Annotated in this window: 23 protein-coding genes; 19 read left to right on the top strand and 4 right to left on the bottom strand. The window is 61.1% G+C overall.

Annotated features, from left to right (window positions below; all coding sequences use genetic code 11):
* Positions 1–34: 34 nt before the first annotated feature.
* The 16 genes from JKL48_RS14150 (at position 35) to ureG (ending at position 12,166) form a co-directional block, all read left to right on the top strand.
* Positions 35–1,201 carry a 2-isopropylmalate synthase gene (locus JKL48_RS14150; RefSeq protein WP_201983560.1) on the top strand — a complete coding sequence of 389 codons (1,167 nt, stop codon included), beginning with the start codon at positions 35–37 and terminating at the stop codon, positions 1,199–1,201.
* A 170-nt stretch (positions 1,202–1,371) separates the two neighbouring features.
* Positions 1,372–2,766, top strand: coding sequence for a 3-isopropylmalate dehydratase large subunit (gene leuC, locus JKL48_RS14145; protein WP_201983559.1), 1,395 nt, complete (start codon positions 1,372–1,374; stop codon positions 2,764–2,766).
* 206 nt (positions 2,767–2,972) lie between these two features.
* A complete protein-coding gene (locus tag JKL48_RS14140; protein WP_201983558.1) occupies positions 2,973–3,185 on the top strand; it encodes a hypothetical protein in 213 nt (70 codons plus the stop codon).
* Complete coding sequence (gene leuD / locus JKL48_RS14135) at positions 3,127–3,723, top strand: 3-isopropylmalate dehydratase small subunit (protein WP_201983556.1); 597 nt, start codon at positions 3,127–3,129, stop codon at positions 3,721–3,723. The genes JKL48_RS14140 and leuD overlap by 59 nt, the downstream gene beginning before the upstream one ends.
* Positions 3,711–4,832, top strand: a complete 1,122-nt coding sequence (gene leuB, locus JKL48_RS14130; protein WP_201983554.1) for a 3-isopropylmalate dehydrogenase — start codon at positions 3,711–3,713, stop codon at positions 4,830–4,832. Before leuD ends, leuB begins: the two co-directional genes overlap by 13 nt.
* A 330-nt stretch (positions 4,833–5,162) precedes the next feature.
* On the top strand, positions 5,163–5,729 hold the full coding sequence (locus JKL48_RS14125; RefSeq protein WP_201983548.1) for an urease accessory protein: 567 nt from the start codon (positions 5,163–5,165) through the stop codon (positions 5,727–5,729).
* A 200-nt stretch (positions 5,730–5,929) separates the two neighbouring features.
* Positions 5,930–6,670, top strand: a complete 741-nt coding sequence (locus JKL48_RS14120) for an urease subunit beta (RefSeq protein ID WP_201983546.1) — start codon at positions 5,930–5,932, stop codon at positions 6,668–6,670.
* 12 nt (positions 6,671–6,682) lie between these two features.
* Entirely contained in the window at positions 6,683–7,084 is a 402-nt protein-coding gene (locus JKL48_RS14115; RefSeq protein WP_201983543.1) for a hypothetical protein, read from the top strand.
* A gap of 9 nt (positions 7,085–7,093) precedes the next feature.
* Positions 7,094–7,207, top strand: a complete 114-nt coding sequence (locus JKL48_RS23770) for a hypothetical protein (protein WP_394368858.1) — start codon at positions 7,094–7,096, stop codon at positions 7,205–7,207.
* A 3-nt stretch (positions 7,208–7,210) separates the two neighbouring features.
* On the top strand, positions 7,211–7,411 hold the full coding sequence (locus JKL48_RS14105) for a type II toxin-antitoxin system HicA family toxin (protein WP_201983542.1): 201 nt from the start codon (positions 7,211–7,213) through the stop codon (positions 7,409–7,411).
* A 141-nt stretch (positions 7,412–7,552) separates the two neighbouring features.
* Positions 7,553–7,933, top strand: coding sequence for a helix-turn-helix domain-containing protein (locus tag JKL48_RS14100; protein ID WP_201983541.1), 381 nt, complete (start codon positions 7,553–7,555; stop codon positions 7,931–7,933).
* A gap of 12 nt (positions 7,934–7,945) precedes the next feature.
* On the top strand, positions 7,946–8,155 hold the full coding sequence (locus JKL48_RS14095; RefSeq protein WP_201983540.1) for an urease subunit beta: 210 nt from the start codon (positions 7,946–7,948) through the stop codon (positions 8,153–8,155).
* A gap of 16 nt (positions 8,156–8,171) precedes the next feature.
* Positions 8,172–8,723, top strand: coding sequence for a hypothetical protein (locus tag JKL48_RS14090; protein ID WP_201983539.1), 552 nt, complete (start codon positions 8,172–8,174; stop codon positions 8,721–8,723).
* A 1-nt stretch (position 8,724) separates the two neighbouring features.
* The gene (gene ureC / locus JKL48_RS14085) at positions 8,725–10,440 is read left to right on the top strand and encodes an urease subunit alpha (RefSeq protein WP_201983538.1); all 1,716 of its coding nucleotides are present in this window, start codon (positions 8,725–8,727) and stop codon (positions 10,438–10,440) included.
* Positions 10,441–10,594: 154 nt separating this feature from the next.
* Positions 10,595–11,266 (top strand): urease accessory protein UreF, encoded by a 672-nt coding sequence (locus tag JKL48_RS14080; protein ID WP_201983536.1) that lies wholly within the window; start codon positions 10,595–10,597, stop codon positions 11,264–11,266.
* 147 nt (positions 11,267–11,413) lie between these two features.
* Complete coding sequence (gene ureG / locus JKL48_RS14075) at positions 11,414–12,166, top strand: urease accessory protein UreG (RefSeq protein WP_201983533.1); 753 nt, start codon at positions 11,414–11,416, stop codon at positions 12,164–12,166.
* Positions 12,167–12,252: 86 nt separating this feature from the next.
* Here the strand turns inward: ureG and JKL48_RS14070 are convergent, their stop codons facing one another.
* Together JKL48_RS14070 and JKL48_RS14065 are read right to left on the bottom strand one after the other, a co-directional pair.
* Positions 12,253–12,999: a LytR/AlgR family response regulator transcription factor gene (locus tag JKL48_RS14070; RefSeq protein WP_201983531.1), complete on the bottom strand. Its 747-nt coding sequence runs from the start codon at positions 12,997–12,999 to the stop codon at positions 12,253–12,255.
* 146 nt (positions 13,000–13,145) lie between these two features.
* Positions 13,146–14,168 carry a sensor histidine kinase gene (locus tag JKL48_RS14065; RefSeq protein WP_201983529.1) on the bottom strand — a complete coding sequence of 341 codons (1,023 nt, stop codon included), beginning with the start codon at positions 14,166–14,168 and terminating at the stop codon, positions 13,146–13,148.
* A 358-nt stretch (positions 14,169–14,526) separates the two neighbouring features.
* Between JKL48_RS14065 and JKL48_RS14060 the strand changes: the two genes are divergently transcribed.
* Positions 14,527–16,941 carry a TonB-dependent receptor gene (locus JKL48_RS14060; RefSeq protein ID WP_201983527.1) on the top strand — a complete coding sequence of 805 codons (2,415 nt, stop codon included), beginning with the start codon at positions 14,527–14,529 and terminating at the stop codon, positions 16,939–16,941.
* Positions 16,942–17,102: 161 nt separating this feature from the next.
* Here JKL48_RS14060 and JKL48_RS14055 read toward each other — a convergent pair whose 3' ends face one another.
* The gene (locus JKL48_RS14055; protein WP_201983524.1) at positions 17,103–18,014 is read right to left on the bottom strand and encodes an urease accessory protein UreD; all 912 of its coding nucleotides are present in this window, start codon (positions 18,012–18,014) and stop codon (positions 17,103–17,105) included.
* Between the two features lie 108 nt (positions 18,015–18,122).
* On the opposite strand from JKL48_RS14055, the gene JKL48_RS14050 reads away from it, so the two are divergent.
* Both JKL48_RS14050 and JKL48_RS14045 read left to right on the top strand, forming a co-directional pair.
* Positions 18,123–18,869, top strand: a complete 747-nt coding sequence (locus tag JKL48_RS14050; RefSeq protein ID WP_201983522.1) for a J domain-containing protein — start codon at positions 18,123–18,125, stop codon at positions 18,867–18,869.
* Between the two features lie 266 nt (positions 18,870–19,135).
* Positions 19,136–19,639, top strand: a complete 504-nt coding sequence (locus JKL48_RS14045) for an ankyrin repeat domain-containing protein (RefSeq protein WP_201983520.1) — start codon at positions 19,136–19,138, stop codon at positions 19,637–19,639.
* 135 nt (positions 19,640–19,774) lie between these two features.
* Here JKL48_RS14045 and ygiD read toward each other — a convergent pair whose 3' ends face one another.
* Positions 19,775–20,662, bottom strand: a complete 888-nt coding sequence (gene ygiD, locus JKL48_RS14040) for a 4,5-DOPA-extradiol-dioxygenase (protein WP_201983518.1) — start codon at positions 20,660–20,662, stop codon at positions 19,775–19,777.
* Positions 20,663–20,666 lie beyond the last annotated feature (4 nt).

Here is a 20,666-nt window from a genome sequence, read left to right as displayed (position 1 = left end):
AGGATGCAATGAGCGCCTAAAACCGCTATTCCTTATGTCCAGCGAGCAAATTCAGATTTTTGATACCACCCTGCGCGACGGCGAGCAAGTGCCGGGCTGCAAACTCAACCGCGACGAGAAACTAGTGATTGCCCGGCAGCTGGAGCTGCTGGGCGTGAATGTGATAGAGGCGGGCTTCCCGGTATCGAGCCCCGGCGATTTTGAGGCCGTGCGCTCCATCTCGGCCCAGACCCGCGAGGCCACCGTCTGCGGGCTGACGCGGGCCGTGGAAAACGACATTCGCGTGGCCGCCGAGGCCCTGAAGCCGGCCCGCTACCCGCGCATTCACACCGGCATCGGCACGTCGGACATGCACATCCGCTACAAGCTGCTGACCACGCCCGAGGACGTGCTGGCCCGCGCCATCGCCGCCGTGAAGCTGGCCAAATCCTTCGTGGAAGACGTGGAATTTTACGCCGAAGACGCCGGCCGCACCGACAACGAATTCCTGGCCCGCGTGTGCGAGGCCGCCATTCGGGCCGGGGCCACGGTCCTGAATATTCCCGACACCACCGGCTACTGCCTGCCCGAAGAATACGGCGCCAAAATCCGTTTCCTGCGCGAAAACGTGACGGGTATTCACCACGTGACGCTCTCCACGCACTGCCACAACGACCTGGGCCTGGCCACCGCCAATTCCATCGCGGGCGTCATAAACGGCGCCCGCCAGATTGAGTGCACCATGAACGGGGTAGGGGAACGGGCCGGCAACACGGCGCTGGAAGAAGTGGTGATGATACTGCGCCAGCACCCCTACCTCAAGCTCGATACCCGCATCAACACGCCGCTGCTGGCCGAGACCTCGGCCATGGTGTCGCACCTGATGAGCATGCCCGTGCAGGCCAACAAGGCCGTGGTGGGCGCCAACGCCTTCTCGCACTCCAGCGGCATCCACCAGGACGGCGTCATCAAGCACCGCGAAACCTACGAAATCATGAACCCGCGCGATGTGGGTGTGGCCGATTCGTCCATCGTGCTTACTGCCCGCTCCGGCCGCGCCGCCCTGGCCTACCGCCTCCAGAAAATCGGCTACGATTTCGACCGTCACGCCCTGAACAAGGCCTATGCCTCGTTCCTGCAGCTGGCCGACAAGCAGAAAGAAGTAGTCGACCACGACCTGCACGCTTTGGTGGAGCAGGAGCAGCTGGTGAATGCCGGTTAGAACAATGTCATTGACCGTCATGCCGAGCGCAGCCGAGGCATCTCGCTTGCTCAACTAAATCAATCAATTGAATTACTAACCCACGCGAGATGCTTCGACTGCGGCTGCGCCTCCGCTCTGCATGACGTTCATCATTAACAACAATCCCCCCGCAAAATCCCACCCCACCAATGCCCAAGTCCTTATTTGATAAAATCTGGGAAGCGCACGTCGTGAAAGCCATTCCTGGCGGGCTGGAAGTCTTTTACATCGACCGACACCTCATTCACGAAGTCACCAGCCCGCAGGCGTTTGATGAGCTGCGCGAGCGGGGCCTGCCCCTGCTGCGCCCCGGCCAAATCGTGGCCACGGCCGACCACAACGTGCCCACCCGCAACCAGCACCTGCCCATTCAGGACCCCATTTCCCGCTCGCAGGTTGATAAATTGACGGAAAACTGCGCCAGTTTTGGCGTCGAGCTATTTGGCCTCGGCCACCAGAATCAGGGCATCGTCCACGTCATTGGGCCGGAGCTCGGCCTTACCCAGCCGGGCATGACCATTGTGTGCGGCGACAGCCACACCTCCACGCACGGCGCGTTCGGGGCCATTGCGTTCGGCATCGGCACCAGCCAGGTGACGCAGGTGATGGCCACGCAGTGCCTGCTGCTGAGCCGGCCCAAGCGCATGCGCATCACGATTGATGGCGAGCTGCGGGCCGGGGTGGGGGCCAAGGATTTGATTCTGCACGTCATTGCGCAGCTGGGCACGGGCGGCGCCACGGGCTATTTCGTGGAATACGCCGGCAGTGCCATTCGCGCCCTGAGTATGGAAGGCCGCATGACGGTCTGCAACATGAGCATCGAGATGGGCGCCCGTGGCGGCCTCATTGCGCCCGATGCCACCACCTTTGCCTACCTCGCCGGCCGGCCCTACGCGCCGCAGGGTGCGCGCTGGGACCAGGCCCTGGCCTACTGGCAAACGCTGTATTCGGACGAAAACGCCGAGTTTGAAGCTGAGCTGACCTTCGCCGCCGCCGACATCTTCCCGATGATAACCTACGGCACCAACCCCGGTATGGGCATCGCCCTCACCGGCCACATTCCGGCCGAAGTATCGGCGGGCGAAACGGCCAGCTTCGATAAGTCCTTGCAGTACATGGGCTTCCGGGCGGGCGAGTCGTTGCTGGGCAAGGAAATCAACTACGTCTTCATCGGCAGCTGCACCAACTCGCGCATCGAGGATTTGCGCGCCGTGGCGGCCTACGTGCAGGGCAAGCACAAGGCCGCGCACGTCGAGGCCATCATCGTGCCCGGCTCGAAATCGGTGGAAAAGCAAGCCATTGCCGAAGGCCTCGACAAGATTCTGGCCGAGGCCGGCTTCGAGCTGCGCGAGCCCGGCTGCAGCGCCTGCCTGGCCATGAACGACGACAAAATCCCCGCCGGCGCCTACTGCGTCTCCACCTCCAACCGCAACTTCGAGGGGCGGCAGGGGCCGGGGGCGCGCACGCTGCTGGCCTCCCCGCTGGTGGCCGCCATCACGGCCGTGGAGGGGCGCATTGTGGATATCACGCAGTATTTGAATTAGAACGTCATGCAGAGCGCAGCGCAGCGGAGTCGAAGCATCTCGCGTGCAGCAGTAATCCAATCGGTTGAGTTACTACCACAAGCGAGATGCTTCGACTCCGCTGCGCTGCGCTCTGCATGACGTTCCACCGACCCTCAAATTACCCACACTATCCAACTATCCCACCCAGCTAATAGCCTTTACCAACAACATGAAATCCTTACGCTATGCAGAGCTTGTCGAACTACAACTACCGCCAGGGCAGCGCCGCCGGCTGGATTAGCTACGCCGGCCAATTGCGCCAGCAACCCGCCGCCGCCGAGGATTTCCCCTCGGCCGACGCCGCTGCTTCTCATTCTTCCGAAAACCCCTCCGCCTCCAATGGACAAATTTCAGACCCTGCACTCGACGGCCGTGCCGCTGCCGCTGGAGAACATTGACACCGACCAGATTATCCCCGCCCGTTTCCTGAAAGCGACCACGCGGGAGGGCTTCGGGAAAAACCTGTTTGCCGACTGGCGCTACGCCGCCAACGGCCAGCCCAAGCACGGCTTCGTGCTGAACGACACCCGCTACCACGGCCAGATTCTGATGGCCGGCCAGAACTTTGGCTGCGGCTCCAGCCGCGAGCACGCCGCCTGGGCGCTGTACGACGCCGGGTTTAAGGTGATTATTTCCAGTTACTTCGCCGACATTTTTCGGGGCAATGCGTTGAACACCGGCCTGCTGCCGCTGCAAGTGAGCGAAGCGGTGCTGCAGCGCCTGCTGGCCCGCGTGACGCACTACCCCAACACCCAGCTGGTGGTCGATTTGCCCGCCCAGACGCTCACCGTGCCGGTGTGGGAGGAGAGCATTCCTTTCGACCTCGACCCCTACAAAAAGGAGTGCCTGATAAACGGCTATGACGATATTGACTACCTGCTGAGCCAGCGCGAGGCCATCACCACCTACGAACAACACCGCCCATGGACGTATTAACGAAACGAATTGTGGTGCTGGCCGGCGACGGCATCGGCCCGGAAGTATGCGGCGAGGCTGTGCGCGTGCTCAAAGCCGTGGCCCAGCGCTTCGGCCACCACTTCACCTTCGAGCACCAGCTGATGGGCGCCTGCGCCATCGACGCCACCGGCGTGCCGTTGCCCGATGCCACCCTCGACGCCTGCCACCGCGCCGATGCGGTGCTGCTCGGCGCCATCGGCGACCCCAAATACGACCACGACCCCACGGCCAAAGTGCGCCCCGAGCAGGGCCTGCTGGCCTTGCGCAAAAGCCTGGGCCTCTACGCCAACATTCGCCCCGTGACGGCCTACGAGCAGCTCATCGACGCCTCGCCGCTACGCCCCGACCGCATTGCGGGCACCGACATGCTCATCTTCCGCGAGCTGACCGGTGGCGTGTACTTCGGCGAGAAAGGCCGCTTGCCCGATGGCACGGCCTTCGACAACTGCACCTACAATCGCGAGGAAATTGCCCGCATCGCGCATCGCGCCTTCCAGGCCGCGCAGGGCCGCCGCCGTAAGCTGACGCTGGTGGACAAGGCCAACGTGCTGGAAACCTCCCGCCTCTGGCGCGAAGTCATCCAAAGCATCGCGCCGGAATACCCGGAGGTGGCCGTCGACTACCTGTTTGTGGACAACGCGGCCATGCAGCTCATCCTCAATCCCAAGCAGTTCGACGTGATACTGACCGAAAACATGTTCGGCGATATCCTGTCCGACGAAGCCTCGGTCATTGCGGGCTCGCTGGGCCTGCTGCCCTCCGCGTCCATCGGCGACGCGGCGGCGCTGTTCGAGCCCATTCACGGCTCCTACCCCCAGGCCAAAGGCAAAGGCATTGCCAATCCCATTGCCGCCATCCTTTCGGCCGCCATGCTGCTCGACCATTTCGGCCTGCCCGACGAGGCCTGCGCCGTGCGCGACGCCGTGGAAAACGCCCTCAACGAGCAGGTGCTGACGCCGGAGCTGAACCCCACTACGCGCTACACCACCGAGCAGGTGGGCAGCTTCATCGCCTACGGCGTGCTCGATTTGAAGGACTGTAAATTTCACCAAAGCAATATTCGGGTAGGTATGAGCACCATTATTTAGCGCCATTTAGCTAAATGATGTAGAGACGCAATATTTTGCGTCTCGGCGTTGCTGATGTTGTTCTGACTACACAGTTATGTGTTGCAGGCGGAGCGGCTCCGGTTGTTCAACGGCAAGACGCAAAGTATTGCGTCTCTACATCGTTCTAACAAGCTATAACAACCCAAGAAGCTGCTGCTACAGTAGCCTCTTGGGTTTTAGTGTTTTCAGATGCCTTTGCAGAATTGCCTTTTGTAATGCAGGGTTTGCAGAATCTTGTACCTATATTTCGTCATTAGACCCTAACAAATGCAAGGCCTGTTGCCCATTTTATTCGCTTCCGTAGCCGGAATGGGTCACGCATTCGAGCCCGACCACCTGCTGGCCGTGGGCAACCTCATTTCGCGCCGCGACACCCTCGCCGAAGCCCTGCGCGACGGCATCTACTGGGGCCTGGGCCACACCACCACGCTGGTGGTCGTGGGCAGCATCATTCTGCTGGGCCGCGTCACGTTCCTCACCTCCGGCTACTTCGAAGCGGCCGTGGGCCTGATGCTTGTCGTCATGGGCATCAGCCGCCTGCTCGACCAGCGCCGCGAAGCCGCCAAGGTGCGCCCCGGCGTGGCCCCCTCCCGCGCCGCCTACGCCGTGGGCCTGCTCCACGGCCTGGCCGGCAGCGGCGCGCTGGTGCTGCTGGTGATGAGCGAAATCCGTGACCCATGGCTGAGCGTGCTGTACTTCGCGGTGTTCGGCGCGGGCTCCATTCTGGGCATGTTTATCGTGGCCGGGCTGTGCAGCGTGCCGTTCACCAGGCGCATGCGGATTAGCCGGACGCTGAAATTCAGCACCGTTACCTTGTCGTCGCTGCTGTGCATTGGGTACGGCGGGTGGATGATTTATGGGAATGTGCGATGGTAAAACTGCGCGCCCGTCAACCTCACCCCCGGCCCCTCTCCCGCGGAGAGGGAGCACCGGTTTTGCGCAGTTGCACAATCGTCAGGCTCCCCTCTCCGCGGGAGAGGGGCCGGGGGTGAGGTGACCCGAATCAGGCGGCGCGAGCGAGATGCCTCGGCTGCACTCGGCATGACGTTCTTGCTATCCAGAATACCCTATTCACTATGCACCTCTCCCCCAAAGACCTCGACAAGCTCGTTCTCCACCAGGCCGGTTTCGTGGCGCAGAAGCGCTACGCCCGCGGCCTGCTCCTGAACTATCCCGAAGCCCTGGCCCTCATCGCCACGCAGCTGCTGGAGTTCATCCGCGATGGCGAGCGGGTGGCCGTGCTCATGGACAAGGGCAAGCAGCTGCTGGGCCTGGCAGACGTGCTGCCCGGCGTGGCCGACATGCTCCACGAAGTCCAAATCGAAGGCACCTTCCCCGACGGCACCAAGCTCGTGACCGTGCACCACCCCATCTGCCGCGAAACCGGCGATGCCGCCCTAGCCCTCTACGGCTCCGGCCTGAGCAAAGCCTCGGCCCCCGGCGCCGCGCCCGCCAACGCCAGCCACCCCCAGCCCGGCGAATACCAGCTGCACCCGACCGATATCATCCTCAACGAAAGCCGCGCCACGGTGGACGTGGACGTCGTGAACATGGGCGACCGGCCCGTGCAGGTCGGCTCGCACTATCCCTTCTTCGAAACCAACGCGGCGCTGCACTTCGACCGCGCCGCCGCCTACGGTTTCCGCCTCCACATCCCGGCCGGCACGGCGGTGCGCTTCGAGCCCGGCGAGCGCAAGCGCGTGCGCTTAGTAGCCCTGGCCGGCGAGCGCATCGTGTACGGCGGCAATGGGCTCATTGATGGGAAGCTGGATGAGGCTGGAAAGAAGCAGCAGGCGCTGGAGAAGCTGAAGCTCTAAATTCGTAAAATTATGAGACTCTTTGCCGCATTGCTTGTGCTCACGTTCGTTACAAATGCTCGTGTTTGCTTTGGGCAAAATGTCACTTACATCGGCCATTCCACCTTGAATGAACGGCCTAAAATTTATGTGCTTGTTGACAAAGCAACTGCTACAAAATATATCCTCGACTCAACACGAACTTATATCACAGCAATTGATAGCAACGGTAAGCAACTGTGGAAAACTGAAGCACATCAATCCAATTATCGGGTTAAAAATCCAGTGATTGTATACTTCGCTTTTGATAATGCTGCCTTTGACAACGGTTTGAATAAAAAGGGAGAAGAGGTTATCAGAATAGTTTATAGTAACACACAGTTCGGTACAATCGACAAAAAGACAGGGGCTTTCCTCTATCTAGGTCAAGACTAACCAGAAAAAATCAACCGAAATATAACCCTCCCCATCTCCCGCCGCGCGTATGCCGACATGTACGGCCCCACTACCGGCGACCGGGTGCGCCTCGGCGATACCGGCCTGCTGACCTTTAAATAGTTTATGAAAAGCTCGGAGCTCTACCGCATCCTGACCAGAGATGGCTGGTATAAAATTGCCCAGACGGGCAGCCACATTAAGTTGGCCCACGCCACCAAGAAAGCTCTCACCCGAAGCGGCTACCTGGAGTTCCCGCTGCACGGCAGCGCTGAAGTCGGAAAAGGATTGGCGGCGGTACTGCTGAAACAGGCGGGGCTCAAATAATTCCGCTGCCACCAAGTAAACCCCCTTGATAATTCCGCTGCCACCAAGTAAACCCCCTTGATAATTGCGCTACTGGTAGTAAATTTACTACCTTCAAAAATAGAATAAGTCGCCTATTCAATCTCAATAGCAAGCCAGACGATGAAAAAATATGAAATGATTGTCGAGCGCACCGCCACCGGCTACAGCGCCTACAACGAGGGCGAAGGGGCCTATACCGTGGGCACCAGCTTCGAGGAACTGAAAGCCAACATGGTGGAGGTGCTGAATCTGGCGCTGGAAGACACGGGCCGCACCTTGCGCATCGAAGACGTAAAAATTACTTATGACCTGAAATCATTCTTCGATGCCTACAAAGTCATCAACGCCGCCGCGCTGGCCAAGCGCCTGGGCATGACCCAGAGCCTGCTCAGCCAGTACGTGTCCGGCAACAAGAAGCCCAGCCCCACCCAGACGCGGCGGATTCTGGAGGGCGTACGCGCCGTGGGCCGCGAGCTGGCGGAAATGGACTTTGCTTTCTAAGTGCCAAGCCGCATGACCACGCTACCCCGCGCGGCCGCCTACGGTTTCCGCCTCCACATCCCGGCCGGCACGGCGGTGCGCTTCGAGCCCGGCGAGCGCAAGCGCGTGCGCCTGGTGGCCCTGGCCGGCGAGCGCATCGTGTACGGCGGCAATGGGCTCATTGATGGGCAGCTGGATGATGCTGGAAAGAAGCAGCAGGCGCTGGAGAAACTTGAGAAATAATGACTAATTAGCTCAAATGAAATCCTTATCAAGCAAGCTCAAATCAGCTGCAATAATTATTCTTTGTGTAGCAGCAGTTGCTGTAGGTGGCACTCATTTCATATTTGGTTTTATAAGAACTACCCTCATTGTCATTCTAGTCCTTTCTCTTCTGTTTGGGTTAGTTTATATCAAGGTTGTTTTTGATGAAAAACGGTTCAAAAAGAAGTATGAGGCCTTTTTGGAAAAGATGAATGGCGCAGGCTTTCTATTTTATAACAACCGTATTAACAGCATTGATTTTGTTGAAAAAATAATTGCGCCCGCTTTAAAATCTGATGTTAAAATGATTCCTGTGACGAGAAGCAAGATTGTAGGTGATAATTCAGACTGTTTCGGTAAGATGCTTGAGGATGTAGAAACCAGAAACGGTTTTCCTTATTTAGCAAAAGTTATAGATGGGAGTGTTTTGACAGAGTCTATTAATAACCAATTTTATAATGTGATGAGCGGTAATAAGCCGCTTGAGCCGCTTCTGGATAGAATAAACGCTTTCTACACTTCCATGCCGACCGTTTCTCGCGCCTAGTATGTCCCTCCCCATCTCCCGTCGCGCGTATGCCGACATGTACGGCCCCACCACCGGCGACCGGGTGCGCCTCGGCGATACCGGCCTGCTGATTGAAGTTGAACGCGACTACTGCGTGTACGGCGAGGAATGCAAGTTCGGCGGCGGCAAGGTGCTGCGCGACGGCATGGGCCAGGCCGCCGGAATCGGGCCGGCCGACGCGTTGGATTTGGTCATCACCAACGCGCTGGTGGTCGATTACACCGGCATTTTCAAGGCCGACATCGGCATCAAGGGCGGGCGCATCGTGGGCATCGGCAAGGCCGGCAACCCGCACCTCATGCCCGGCGTCACGCCCGGCATGGTGGTGGGCGTCACCACCGAAGTCATTGCCGGCGAAGGCCAGCTGCTCACCGCCGGCGGCATCGACTGCCACATCCATTTCATCAGCCCCCAGCAGATACCGGAGGCGCTGGCCTCGGGTGTCACGACCATGATTGGGGGCGGCACCGGGCCGGCCGCCGGCACCAACGCCACCACCTGCACGCCCGGCGCGTTCTACCTCGAAACCATGCTGAAGGCCACCGAGGCCTACCCGCTCAACTTCGGCTTCCTGGGCAAGGGCAACGCCTCCAAGCCCGAGGGGCTGCGCGAGCAGGCCGAGGCCGGGGCGCTGGGCTTCAAGCTGCACGAGGACTGGGGCACCACCCCGGCGGCCATCGACATGTGCCTCAGCATTGCCGAGGAATACGACGTGCAGGTTTGCATCCACACCGATACGCTGAACGAGAGCGGCTTCGTGGAAACCAGCACGGCGGCGTTTAAGGGCCGCACCATCCATTCCTACCACACCGAAGGCGCCGGCGGCGGCCATGCGCCCGATATCATCAAAATCTGCGGCGAGCCGAACGTCATTCCGTCGAGCACCAACCCCACGCGGCCCTTCACGGTGAACACCATCGACGAGCACCTCGACATGCTCATGGTCTGCCACCACCTCGACCGCAACATCCCCGAAGACGTGGCCTTCGCCGAAAGCCGCATCCGGGGCGAAACCATTGCCGCCGAAGACATCCTGCACGACCTGGGCGCGCTCAGCATCATCAGCTCCGATTCGCAGGCCATGGGCCGGGTGGGGGAGGTCATCACCCGCACTTGGCAAACGGCCCACAAAATGAAGCAGCAGCGCGGCCCCCTTCCCGAAGACGCCGCCAGCGCCGCCGACAACTTCCGCGTGCGCCGCTACGTGGCCAAGTACACCATCAACCCGGCCCGCGCCCACGGCATCTCGCACGAAGTCGGCTCCGTCGAAATCGGCAAGCTGGCCGATTTGGTGCTCTGGAAACCCGCCTTTTTCGGCGCCCGCCCCGAGATGATACTCAAGGGCGGCATCATCGCCCAATCCCAGATGGGCGACGCCAACGCCTCCATTCCCACGCCGCAGCCCTCGTTCTCACGCCCCATGTTCGGCGCGCTGGGCGGGGCCATCGGCAAGAGCTCAATGGTGTTCGTGTCGGGTGCTTCGGTTGAAAGAGTTCGGACCGATTACGGCCTGACCAAGCAGGTAGTGGCGGTAAAAAACTGCCGGAATATTGGCAAGAAGGACATGGCGCTGAACGACTATTTGCCCAATATTTCCGTCGACCCCGAAACTTATAGGGTGATGGTGGATGGGGTGCATCTGACCTGTGAGCCGGCCGAGGTGTTGCCGTTGGCGCAGTTGTATAATCTATTCTAACGGGCGCCTCACCCCCCGGCCCCCTCTCCGAAAAGGAGAGGGGGTGCCAGTCGTATTCGATTTTGCTTCTCGAAAATTGTCCGTGCCACCTCGGCACCCCCTCTCCTTTTCGGAGAGGGGGCCGGGGGGTGAGGCGCCCGTTAGAACGTCCCGCATGCAATTCGCCCGCCTCCTGCACCTCGTCGATTCGGCCATTCCCACCGGCTCGTTCGCCTATTCTTACGGGTTGGAAAGCAGCATCACCTTCGGCCTCATAAATACACCTTTTGCGCTGCGGAACTACCTGTATTCCTACCTGCAGCAAGCCGGCAGCACCGAGTTGCCCTTCGTCCATTCCACTTTCCACCTCACCGAGAAAAGCCTAGAATTCCAGACTGTTGCCGAAGAATACGACGCTCAATTGCTGGTGCCCGCGCTCCACAAAGCCAGCGCCGCGCAGGGCCGCAACTGGCTGAAACTGCTGGCTACGTTCTACCCCGAAACTGACTTGGAAACCATCACCCAGTGGTTCACCAGTCAAAATTTTCCGCCGCATTTCACGCTGGTTTTCACGCTGGCCTTGCAGCGGGTGGGCTTCGAGCTAAAAGAATTACAGGCCATGTACCTGCACATGCTGCTGCGCGACCAACTCAGCGCCGCCATTCGCCTCGGGTTTCTGGGGCCGCTGGAAGGGCACCAGTTGCAGCACGATTTCTACGCGGTGTTTGAGCATATTTTAGCGGCGCAGGTGGGGAAGGGGTATGGTGAGGCGGTACGCTCGGCGTTTTTACTCGATGCGGCGCAGGTGTTGCACGAAGACATTTACTCCAAGCTTTTCCAGAACTAGCAGAACGTCATGCCGAGCGTAGCCGAGGCATCTCGCTCGCATCGTTCAACGATTGGATTAGTGGCGGCACGCGAGATGCCTCGGCTACGCTCGGCATGACGTTGCGATTAATTCAAAACTCAACCCTCAAAACTCAACACTTCCTAGATGGCTTTTGTCGAAAAACTCGCCCTTCTCCTCCACGGCCACCAGCACGAAGCGTACGAGTCGCCCGGCGACTTCAACGAGCGCGAAACCCGGCGGCTGCCCAGCTACCGCAACTTCCGCAAGCGCGCCTTCACCGTGGGCATCGGCGGGCCGGTGGGCACGGGCAAGACGGCCTTGCTGAAAGCCCTGTGCGAGCGCATGCGGCATGAGTTCGAGCTGGGCGTGGTCACCAACGACATCTTCACCCGCGAAGACGCCGAGTTTCTCATTCGCAACAGCGCGCTGGATGAAAACCGCATTGTAGGCGTAGAAACCGGCGGCTGCCCGCACGCCGCCATCCGCGAGGATATTTCCCTGAACATGGATGCGCTCGAAGGCCTCATGCAGCGCTTCGATTACGGCCTCGATTACCTCTTCGTGGAGAGCGGTGGCGACAACTTGGCCGCCCACTTCAGCCGTGAGTTGGTCGACTATTCCATCTACGTCATCGACGTATCGGGCGGCGACAAAATTCCGCGAAAGGGCGGCCCTGGTATTACCCAATCTGACCTGCTCATCATCAACAAAATCGACCTCAAAGACATCATCAAAGCCGACCTGGGCGTGATGGAGCGTGACTCGAAAAAAATGCGCGGCGAAGGCCCGTTCCTATTTGCCCGCGCTATTGATGGGCACGGGCTGGATGATATTATCGGCCATATTAAAGCAGCGAAAGCCCGCGCGCTGGCCGCCGTGCGGGAGGATAGGCGGTAAGCACGTGTACCCCGAAGTTTCACTTCGGACCGTTAGAACAATCGTTGTTCAACGCGAGCCGAAGTAAAACTTCGGGGTACACGTGCTTACTGTTCCCGAATCAGCCGATAGAGCTGTTCGCGGTACGTGTCGCTCACCGGAATCTCCTTGTCCTGTATATAAATCGTGTTGCCGTCCACCATGCGAATCTTGTCGAGCGACACGATGAAGGACTTGTGCACCCGCAGAAACGGGGGCTGCGGCAGCGTCTCGGCCAGCTCTTTCAGGGTTTGGTAGGTAACCACGCGCTGCGTGGGCAGCTGAATGGACACGTAGTTGCTCAGCCCCTCGATGTAGAGAATGTCGGCGTAGTTGACGCGCAGGAACTTGTTCTTGCTCTCGCCCTTCACAAACATGTGGCCGGTGGGGGGCGGTGTAACTGCCGCCACGGACGTGGCTATGGGAGCCGGCGCCGCTACTGGCGCGGGGGCCGCCGGGCCGGGCATGAGTGCCAATGCCTTCTGCGCGGCTTTAAAGAAGCGCTCGAAGGAAATGGGCTTGAGCAGGTAGTCCACCACGTCGTTTTCGTAGCCTTCGAGGGCGTACTCGGGGTAGGCGGTGGTGAGGACGACCTTGCACTTGTTGCCGGCCAGCTTGAGGAATTGCAGGCCGGTGAGCTTGGGCATCTGGATGTCCAAAAACACCAAATCGACCTGGCCCTGCTGCACCATCGTCAGCGCCTCAATAGGGTTGGTGGTGGTGCCCACCAATTCCAGAAAGGGAAGCTGGCTGATGTAATCGGCCAGGATGAGCAGGGCAGGGGCTTCGTCATCGACGGCGAGGCAGCGAATCATGGGCGGAGCAGGGGAGAAGGAAATGTAAAATCAAAGAACGTCATGCCGAGCGCAGCCGAGGCATCTCGCGTGCGCAACGTAATTTTTTCAATTGGTTTACTCGTACACGCGAGATGTCTCGGCTGCGCTCGGCATGACGTTCTGGCTTATCCCACCAGCCGCAACGACGTGGTAAACTGTTCGCCCTCGGCCCCGGCGTGCAGCGCGTGCCGGCCGGGGTAGAGCAGCTCCAGCCGGCGGCGTAGGTTGGGCAGGCCGATGCCGGTGGTGGTGTCCTTGTTGCCGTCGTTGCGCTGGTTTTCGACTTTAAACTGCAATTGCTCGCCTTCAATGTTCAGGTGGATGTGCACCGGATGGGCAGGGTCGTCGAGGACGCCGTGCTTGATGGCGTTTTCCACGAAGGGAATGAGCACAAGCGGGGCCAAGCGGTGGCCGGCGGGCTCGCCATTCACCTGAAAGTCGACGTGGAAGCTGTCGGGGAAGCGCAGGCGGTAGAGGGCCAGGTAGTTGTGCAGGTACTCGATTTCCTTCTCTAAATCCACTTGGCCGTCGGGCGTGTCGTGCAGCATGTAGCGCATCAGCTCCGAGAGTTTCAGGATGGCGTTGGCCACCGGCTTGGCCACGGGGTAGGCCATGCTGAAGAGCATGTTGAGGGTGTTGTAGAGGAAGTGCGGGTTGATTTGGGTTTTGAGGAAGGCCACTTCGGCGGCGCGCTTCTCCTCGCGGAGCTGGCGATTTTCGCGCTCGCGGTGCAGGGCCGCTTGGGCGCCCCACACGGCCGCGCTCAGCACTATCATCGGGCTGCCAAAGAACACGTTGTCAAAGATGTAGTAAGTCGCCGTCGTGTCGGGCGTGTAGTTGTGAAATCCCAGCAGGGCCGGGTAAATGGCCTCCTCAATCAGGGCCCGCAGGCCGATGTAGAGCGCCAACACGCCCGCCAGTGCTGCCACCAGCTGCGGCCCCCGGCCCGAGCGCAGCAGCCGCGGATACACCACGAGGTAGCACAGGTAAAACTCAATAAACCGGATGAACAGGAGAGAAGCAGTGAGCCACAAGCTGATGCGTAGGTGCTTACTGTGCAAAAACACGCCCAGGAACTCGTAGCCGCCATACAGCAGCCAGCCCAGCACGTGCCAGCGGAGTGCGGATTTGGTGAGGAGGTTGGTCATGGCTATTTCTAAGAAAAATGTCCGGAGTCAGAAAATCATCAGGCCGTCATGCTGAGCGCAGCCGAAGCATCTCTACCGCGCTACTAACCCCTATCAATTGATTTACTCACGCGGTAGAGATGCTTCGACTCTGCTCAGCATGACGGCCTGACAACCGCAGGATGAATGCAGCTCCAAAACTACCGCCACCCTTCAGCGCCCGCACCTTTTTTATGTGAAAGCCCGGTTTTGGAATGTGAAACTGAAAAACGACCAGAACGGCCGGTAGCAGCGGGTTTTGGGGCATTGGGATAATGTTTTTTACCCCGGAAATGGGCCAGGCCACCTTTGAGCCATCAAACCGCCAACGCCCCTTCCCATGAATACCTTTACCTGCATCCGCCGCCTTTCCACCCTCGCCCTGCTGGCCCTGCCGATGCTCTCGCAGCGGGCCGCCGCCCAGGCCACCGCCACCGGCACCGTGCTCGACAAAGCCGGCCAGCCCCTGGGCTTCGCCACCGCCGTGCTGCTGGCCCTGCCCGATTCCAGCATCGCCAACTCCCAAACCACCACCGAGCAGGGCGCCTACACCTTCGGCGGCGTGAAACCCGGCCGCTACTGCGTGAAGGCCCTGCTGCTGAGCTACACCACCGCCCGCAGCGCCGCCTTCGTGGTAGGCAAGGACGCCGTGACGGTGCCGGCCCTGCGCCTCACGGCCGCCGCCACCACCCTCAAGGAAGTGACCGTGGTGGGCACCACGCCCATGCTGGAGCAGCACGCCGACCGCACCATCGTGAACGTGGACCGCCTGAACACGGCCGGCGAAACCGCCCTCGACATCCTCAAAAAAGCCCCCGGCGTGACCCTCGACAAGGACGACAACGTGGTGTACCGCGGCAGCACCGGCGTGAACGTGATGATTGACGGCAAGCTCACCTACATGAGCGGCGCGGCGCTGAGCGGCTACCTCAAGTCGCTGCCCGCCTCGGCCGTGAGCCAGATTGAGCTGATGCCCAACCCGCCTGCTTCCATGGACGCCGCTGGCACGGCTGGCGTGCTCAACATCAAGCTGAAGCGGAGCCAACTCCCCGGCCTGAGCGGCACTTACAACCTCGGCCTCGGCCAGGGCCGCTACGAGAAAAGCTGGGCCGGCACCAACCTGGCCTACAACGTGGGCAAAGTGCGCCTCTTCGCCCGCCTCGACGCCGGCCGCTACAACTCCTTCAACCGCCTCACGATGATTCGCAACATCCGCGACAGCATTTTCAACCAGGAAAACGTGTGGCGGCCCCTCGCCTACACCGCCAACTACACCACCGGCGCCGATGTGGCCCTCACCGCCAAGCAAAGCCTGGGCATTCAGCTGCGCGGCGGCTTCGACCAAACCGATGCCGTGAGCACCAGCAACTCCGTGACCACCGACCGGGCCGGCAACCCCGGCGGTCGTCGCCAGATGACCAACCCGCAAGCCAGCAACGGCAACAATCAGGCCCTCAACCTCTACTATAAGTTCGCCTTCGACAGCACCGGCCGCGAGCTGAGCGTCAACGCCGACTACGTGCACTACGCTAACGCCAAGGACCAGAGCTTCAACAACGTTATTTTCGCCCCCGGCGCCGAGCAGGGCCGTCCCGCCGAGCAGCTGCGCAGCAATGCTTCGTCGGAAACCACCATTCGGGCTGCCAAAATCGACTACGTACACCCCTTTGTCGGCACCAAATGGCGGGCCGAAACCGGCGCCAAAACCAGCTGGGTCACCTCGCGGAGCGCCATCCAGTTCGATAAACTGATGGATAGCGGCTGGCAGCTCGACGGCCTGCGTACCAACCAGTTTGCCTACGACGAGCACATCAGCGCCGGCTACCTGAGCGTGAACACCAGCTACGGCCGCCTGGAATTGAAAGCCGGCCTGCGCGGCGAGCTCACCCAGACCACCGGCCGCTCGGCCACCACCGGCGTGCAGGTGGAGCGGAGCTACTTCCAGCTGTTTCCCAGCGCCTTCGCCAGCTACAAAGTCGACGAAAGCAACCAAGTGAGCGCCTCCGTGAGCCGCCGCATCACCCGCCCCAACTACCAAAGCCTGAACCCCTTCCTCAACTACACCGACTTCTACACCGCCCAGCAGGGCAACCCGTTCCTGGCGCCTTCGCTCTCGCAATCCTTCGTGCTGAACTACCTGCACAAAGACTTCCAGGTGCTGAGCCTGAGCTACCTGCACGAAACCAACTCGGTGAACAACGTGATAACCCAGAACGACGACACCAAAGTGTCGACCAGCACTCCCCAAAACCTGGCCGAAACCAGCACCCTTACCCTGAGCTCGGGCGGCCACACCGACATCACCAAGTTCTGGGGCGTCGATAACCAGCTCAGCGGCAGCTACACCCAAGTGAGCACCACCGTGCAGGACCAGCCCGTGCGCCTGGCCAGCTACAGCTGGTCGGCCAGCTCGGAGCATACCTTCATCCTGCCCCGCAGCTACAAGCTCATGGTGGGTGGCAGCTACGACTCGCCCGCCGTGATGGGCCTCTACCACACCCTGGCCAGCGGCGCCATGAACCTGGGCCTGAAAAAGCAACTCTGGGCCGAGCGCGCCACCTTCAGCCTGCGCGTGGCCGACGTCTTCAACACCAGCCGCTTCCGCAGCACGCTCAACTACAACAACATCAACCAAACCTGGAACAACCAGTGGGAAAGCCGCCGCGTGACGCTCACCTTCACCTGCAAAATCGGCAGCGGCAAAACCCAGGCCCGCCGCGCCGCCGCCAGCGCCGATGAGGAAGGCCGCCTGTAGGGAATGAAGGTTGGACGGTTATAAGAACCGTCATGCCGAGCGTAGCCGAGGCATCTCGCTTGTGGTAGTAATCCCAATGATTGGATTTACTTCTGCACGCGAGATGCCTCGGCTACGCTCGGCATGACGTTCTTTTTTTAATGATTCACAACGAAGCAGCTTTAATACTTCCGCGCCAGCGGATTATACCCCAACAACTGCTCGTCCGCCAGCCCGGCCAGCAGCGCGTCACACAGCGGCTGCAGGTCCATCCGGCTGTGCGCGGCCGCCCGCAGCACCCACACGTTCTCCCGCGCCCGCGCTACCGACACCGCGTAGGGCTGACTGCTGATGCTGAAATGCGGCCCCGTACTACCTGGCATCTTCTGCTGAGCCAGTATTTCTCCTAACAACCGAAACCGCGCATCCTCGGGGCTGCCGACCAGAAAAACGGAGAAGAAGGTTTGATACCCGGCGAAGTTGGCCGGCGAAGTGGCAATGTTTTCGGCGGGATTGAAGGCAAACCTATCCAGCGCCACCAGCCGGCCCGCCACCCGCACGCGCAGTTCCGAATGCAGCGCGTGGAAGGCAAAACGCTCGCCCTGGTCCATGCGGCCGGAGTGAAACCAATCCACCAGCAACAGCAGCGACGACGGCTGCAAGTGCCACTCCTGCGCCTGCCGGTAGCGGCTTTCGGCCTGCAGCACCACCGGGTCGGGAAACACCACGGCCAGCGCATTTTCACCCAATTCTCCTGCCGTGTGTTGCTCCGCCACGGCCCCGTCAATCGACCGAAAAATCTTCGTGCTGGCCTGCGTGCTGAGGATGAGCCGCGCGCCAGCCTGAACCTTCGCGCGCAGCCGAATGGCGTCGCCGGCCACCATGCCGCCGCCGTAGCTGCTCAGCACCACGTGCACGGCGGGGCCGTGCGAGGCCGGCTGCAGCAGCTTCAGCGGCTGGATGTTTTTGCAGGCAATGAGCCGCGACTTGCCGCGCACCTCCGCCACTTCGAGTGCGCTCCAAGCCGCCGGAGGCGAAGCAGTCGACGCCAAAACGAGTGGAACAGGAGCAGAAACAACGGGCAGAGCACTCATGGTGCCGCGAAGTACGGTCCTGGCGCGTGCCGGGCAATAGCCGCCCGGCCGGTACGTTTTCTAAACAGCAACTACGCCGTATTTTAGGGCCTCGCCGCGTTTCGGATTATGCAGAATTATTACCGCGTTTTAGGCGTCAGCCCCACGGCCACGGCCCCGCAGATTGAGCAGGCTTACCTGCGCCAGCGCACCCGCCTGCGTCGCCTGGCGGCCGCCGACCCCGCCATGCGCAACCGGCTCGCCGAAATCGAAGACGGCTACGGCATCCTCGGCAACCCGCGCCGCCGCGTGGCCTACGACGTGCTGCTGGCCCAGGAGCCGGCCGAACCGTCGCGGCCGCCACGCTTTGCCGACGAGCGCATGCAGCTGCTTGCCCGGTGGGGGCGCCGCCTCAACCTGGCGCTGCTGGCGGTTTGCCTGCTGCTGGTGCTCGATTGGGCCCTGCCCCTGCGCCACTATGCCCACGAAACCGTGCAAACCCGCTTTCCGGTGGCCGTATCGGCTCCCTTGTCCAACCCGCAGATGGCCTACCGGGTGCATACCGAACACACAACGTTCCGCCTGCCCGGCGACATCAGCCACCGGGTTCGGCAGGGGGAGCGCATAGCCGTGTGGCAAACCCCGCTTTTGGGCGTGGTGCAGCGCGTCAGCTCGCCGGCTTCGCCCGATGGGTCGGCGCCGTTTCAACCGTACAGCGGCACCATTTATGGCACTTTTTTCCTGCTGCCGCTGCTGCTGCTGGCCGTGACGGCGGTGGGCGTCTGGCCCGGCCACACCCCCGAAACTTACATCAACACGGCCGCCGTTGGGGCCCTGCTTTCCGTGCTGATGCTGGTGGTGCTGCTTCGGTTTTGAGGAGAAACCGGTAGCAAGAAGCCCAAAAATAATCAGGCCGTCCTGCGGCGCTTGTCGAAGCATCTTTGCTGCAGTAAAAGCACCGCAGGACGGTCTTTTCGGGTACAGGCATTTCGGTATGGCTACTTAAAAATGGCTTTCCGCAAGGTTTTGAGGAACAACAGCCCGCGTTGCTCGGCCCAACATGGTGGGGCAGGCGGAAAACTTTTGCCAACCCTTGCCGGCTACTTACCGAATACTGCGCAAACTGTACCCCGCACCACCTCATGGATTTTTCTTCCGCCCGCCCCGAAGACCAGCTGTTTGACGCCGCCCGCCGCGGCAACGTAACCGACCTAAAAGAGCTGCTGGCCACCGGCCTCGACATCAATACGACCAATCCCAAGGGTTTCACGGCCCTCATTCTCACGGCTTACGACAACCACCTCGACGCCACCAATTTCCTGCTCGAAGCCGGCGCCGACCCCAACATTCAGGATGCCTCCGGCAACAGCGCCCTGATGGGCGTCAGCTTCAAGGGCTACCCCGAAATTGCGCGGCAGCTCATCCGGCACGGCGCCGGCCTCAACCTGCAAAACGGCAACGGCGGCACCGCCCTCATGTTTGCCACCCTGTTTGGCCGCAACGAGCTCGTGCACCTGCTGCTCGAAGCCGGCGCCGATACCACCATCCGGGACGCACGCGGCCTCACCGCCCTGCACCTGGCCGGCCAGCAAGGCAACGAAGAAGCCTGGGCCCTGCTGGGCGGAAACCCCGCTGACAAGGAGTAGAATCAGCTAGAAGCAAGAAACGTCCTGCGGCGCTTGTCGAAGTATCTCGCGTGCGTTAGCCATCCAATTGACAGGATATACTATTGCGGCAGAGATGCTTCGACCGCGCTCAGCAGGACGTTCGGTTTTTCCTTCTTATCCCACCATAAACGTGCGCATGCCCAGCCCGCCGAAGCTTACTTCTTCAAACAGCTGCTGCACGGGCTCGTTTTTTCCGGCCAGCCCTACGGTATAGAGCGTGGGCAGGTAGTGGTCGAGGGTGGGCACGGCCAGCGGGCCGCTGCTCCCGGCGGCTGTGTAGTTGGTGAGGGCGCGGTAGTTGCCGCTGAGCAGGTGGCCCTTGAACCACTCATCAAATTCGATGGCCCAATCGTAGGGCTGCGAGTCGCCGGCCATGAGCTTGGGCATGCTCTGGCGCAGGTTGTGCACCACGTTGCCACTGCCCACAAGGAGGACGCCCCGCTCCCGCAAAAACTGCAGTTGCTTCGCAAAGTCGAAGTGCCAGTCCAGCGGCTTGGTGGCGTCCATGCTGAGCTGGAACACGGGCACATCGGCCGCCGGAAACAGGTGGTGCAGCACCGTCCAGGTGCCGTGGTCGAGGCCCCACTCGTCGGTGCCGTGCACATCGGGCACCTGGGCCATGAGGTCGCGCACCAGTGCCGGCGCGCCGGGGGCCGGGTACTGCATGTCGAACAGCGCCTGCGGGAAGCCCCCAAAATCGTGAATGGTTTTGGGCCGCTCGTTCAGCGTGGCAAACGTGCCCCGCGTGAGCCAGTGCGCCGACACCACCACAATGGCTTGCGGCGGCCGGTTGCGGCGCAGGTCTTCGCCCACCTGCCGCAGCCGGCGCGTGAACGCATTGTCCTCCAGGGCATTCATGGGGGAGCCGTGGCCCACGAAGAGCACGGGCATGGGCGCCGTTCTGGCAAAAGTGGCAGCAGTGGCGTGGAGGGCCTGAAGATGCATGGCGGCGGTGGCGAGGGGCAGCGTGCCCAGGGCTTTGAGGAAAGGGCGGCGCTGCACAGTG

This window comes from Hymenobacter rubidus (genome assembly GCF_016734815.1).
GTDB lineage: Bacteria > Bacteroidota > Bacteroidia > Cytophagales > Hymenobacteraceae > Hymenobacter > Hymenobacter rubidus.
This window is presented reverse-complemented; position numbering and strand designations above follow the sequence as displayed.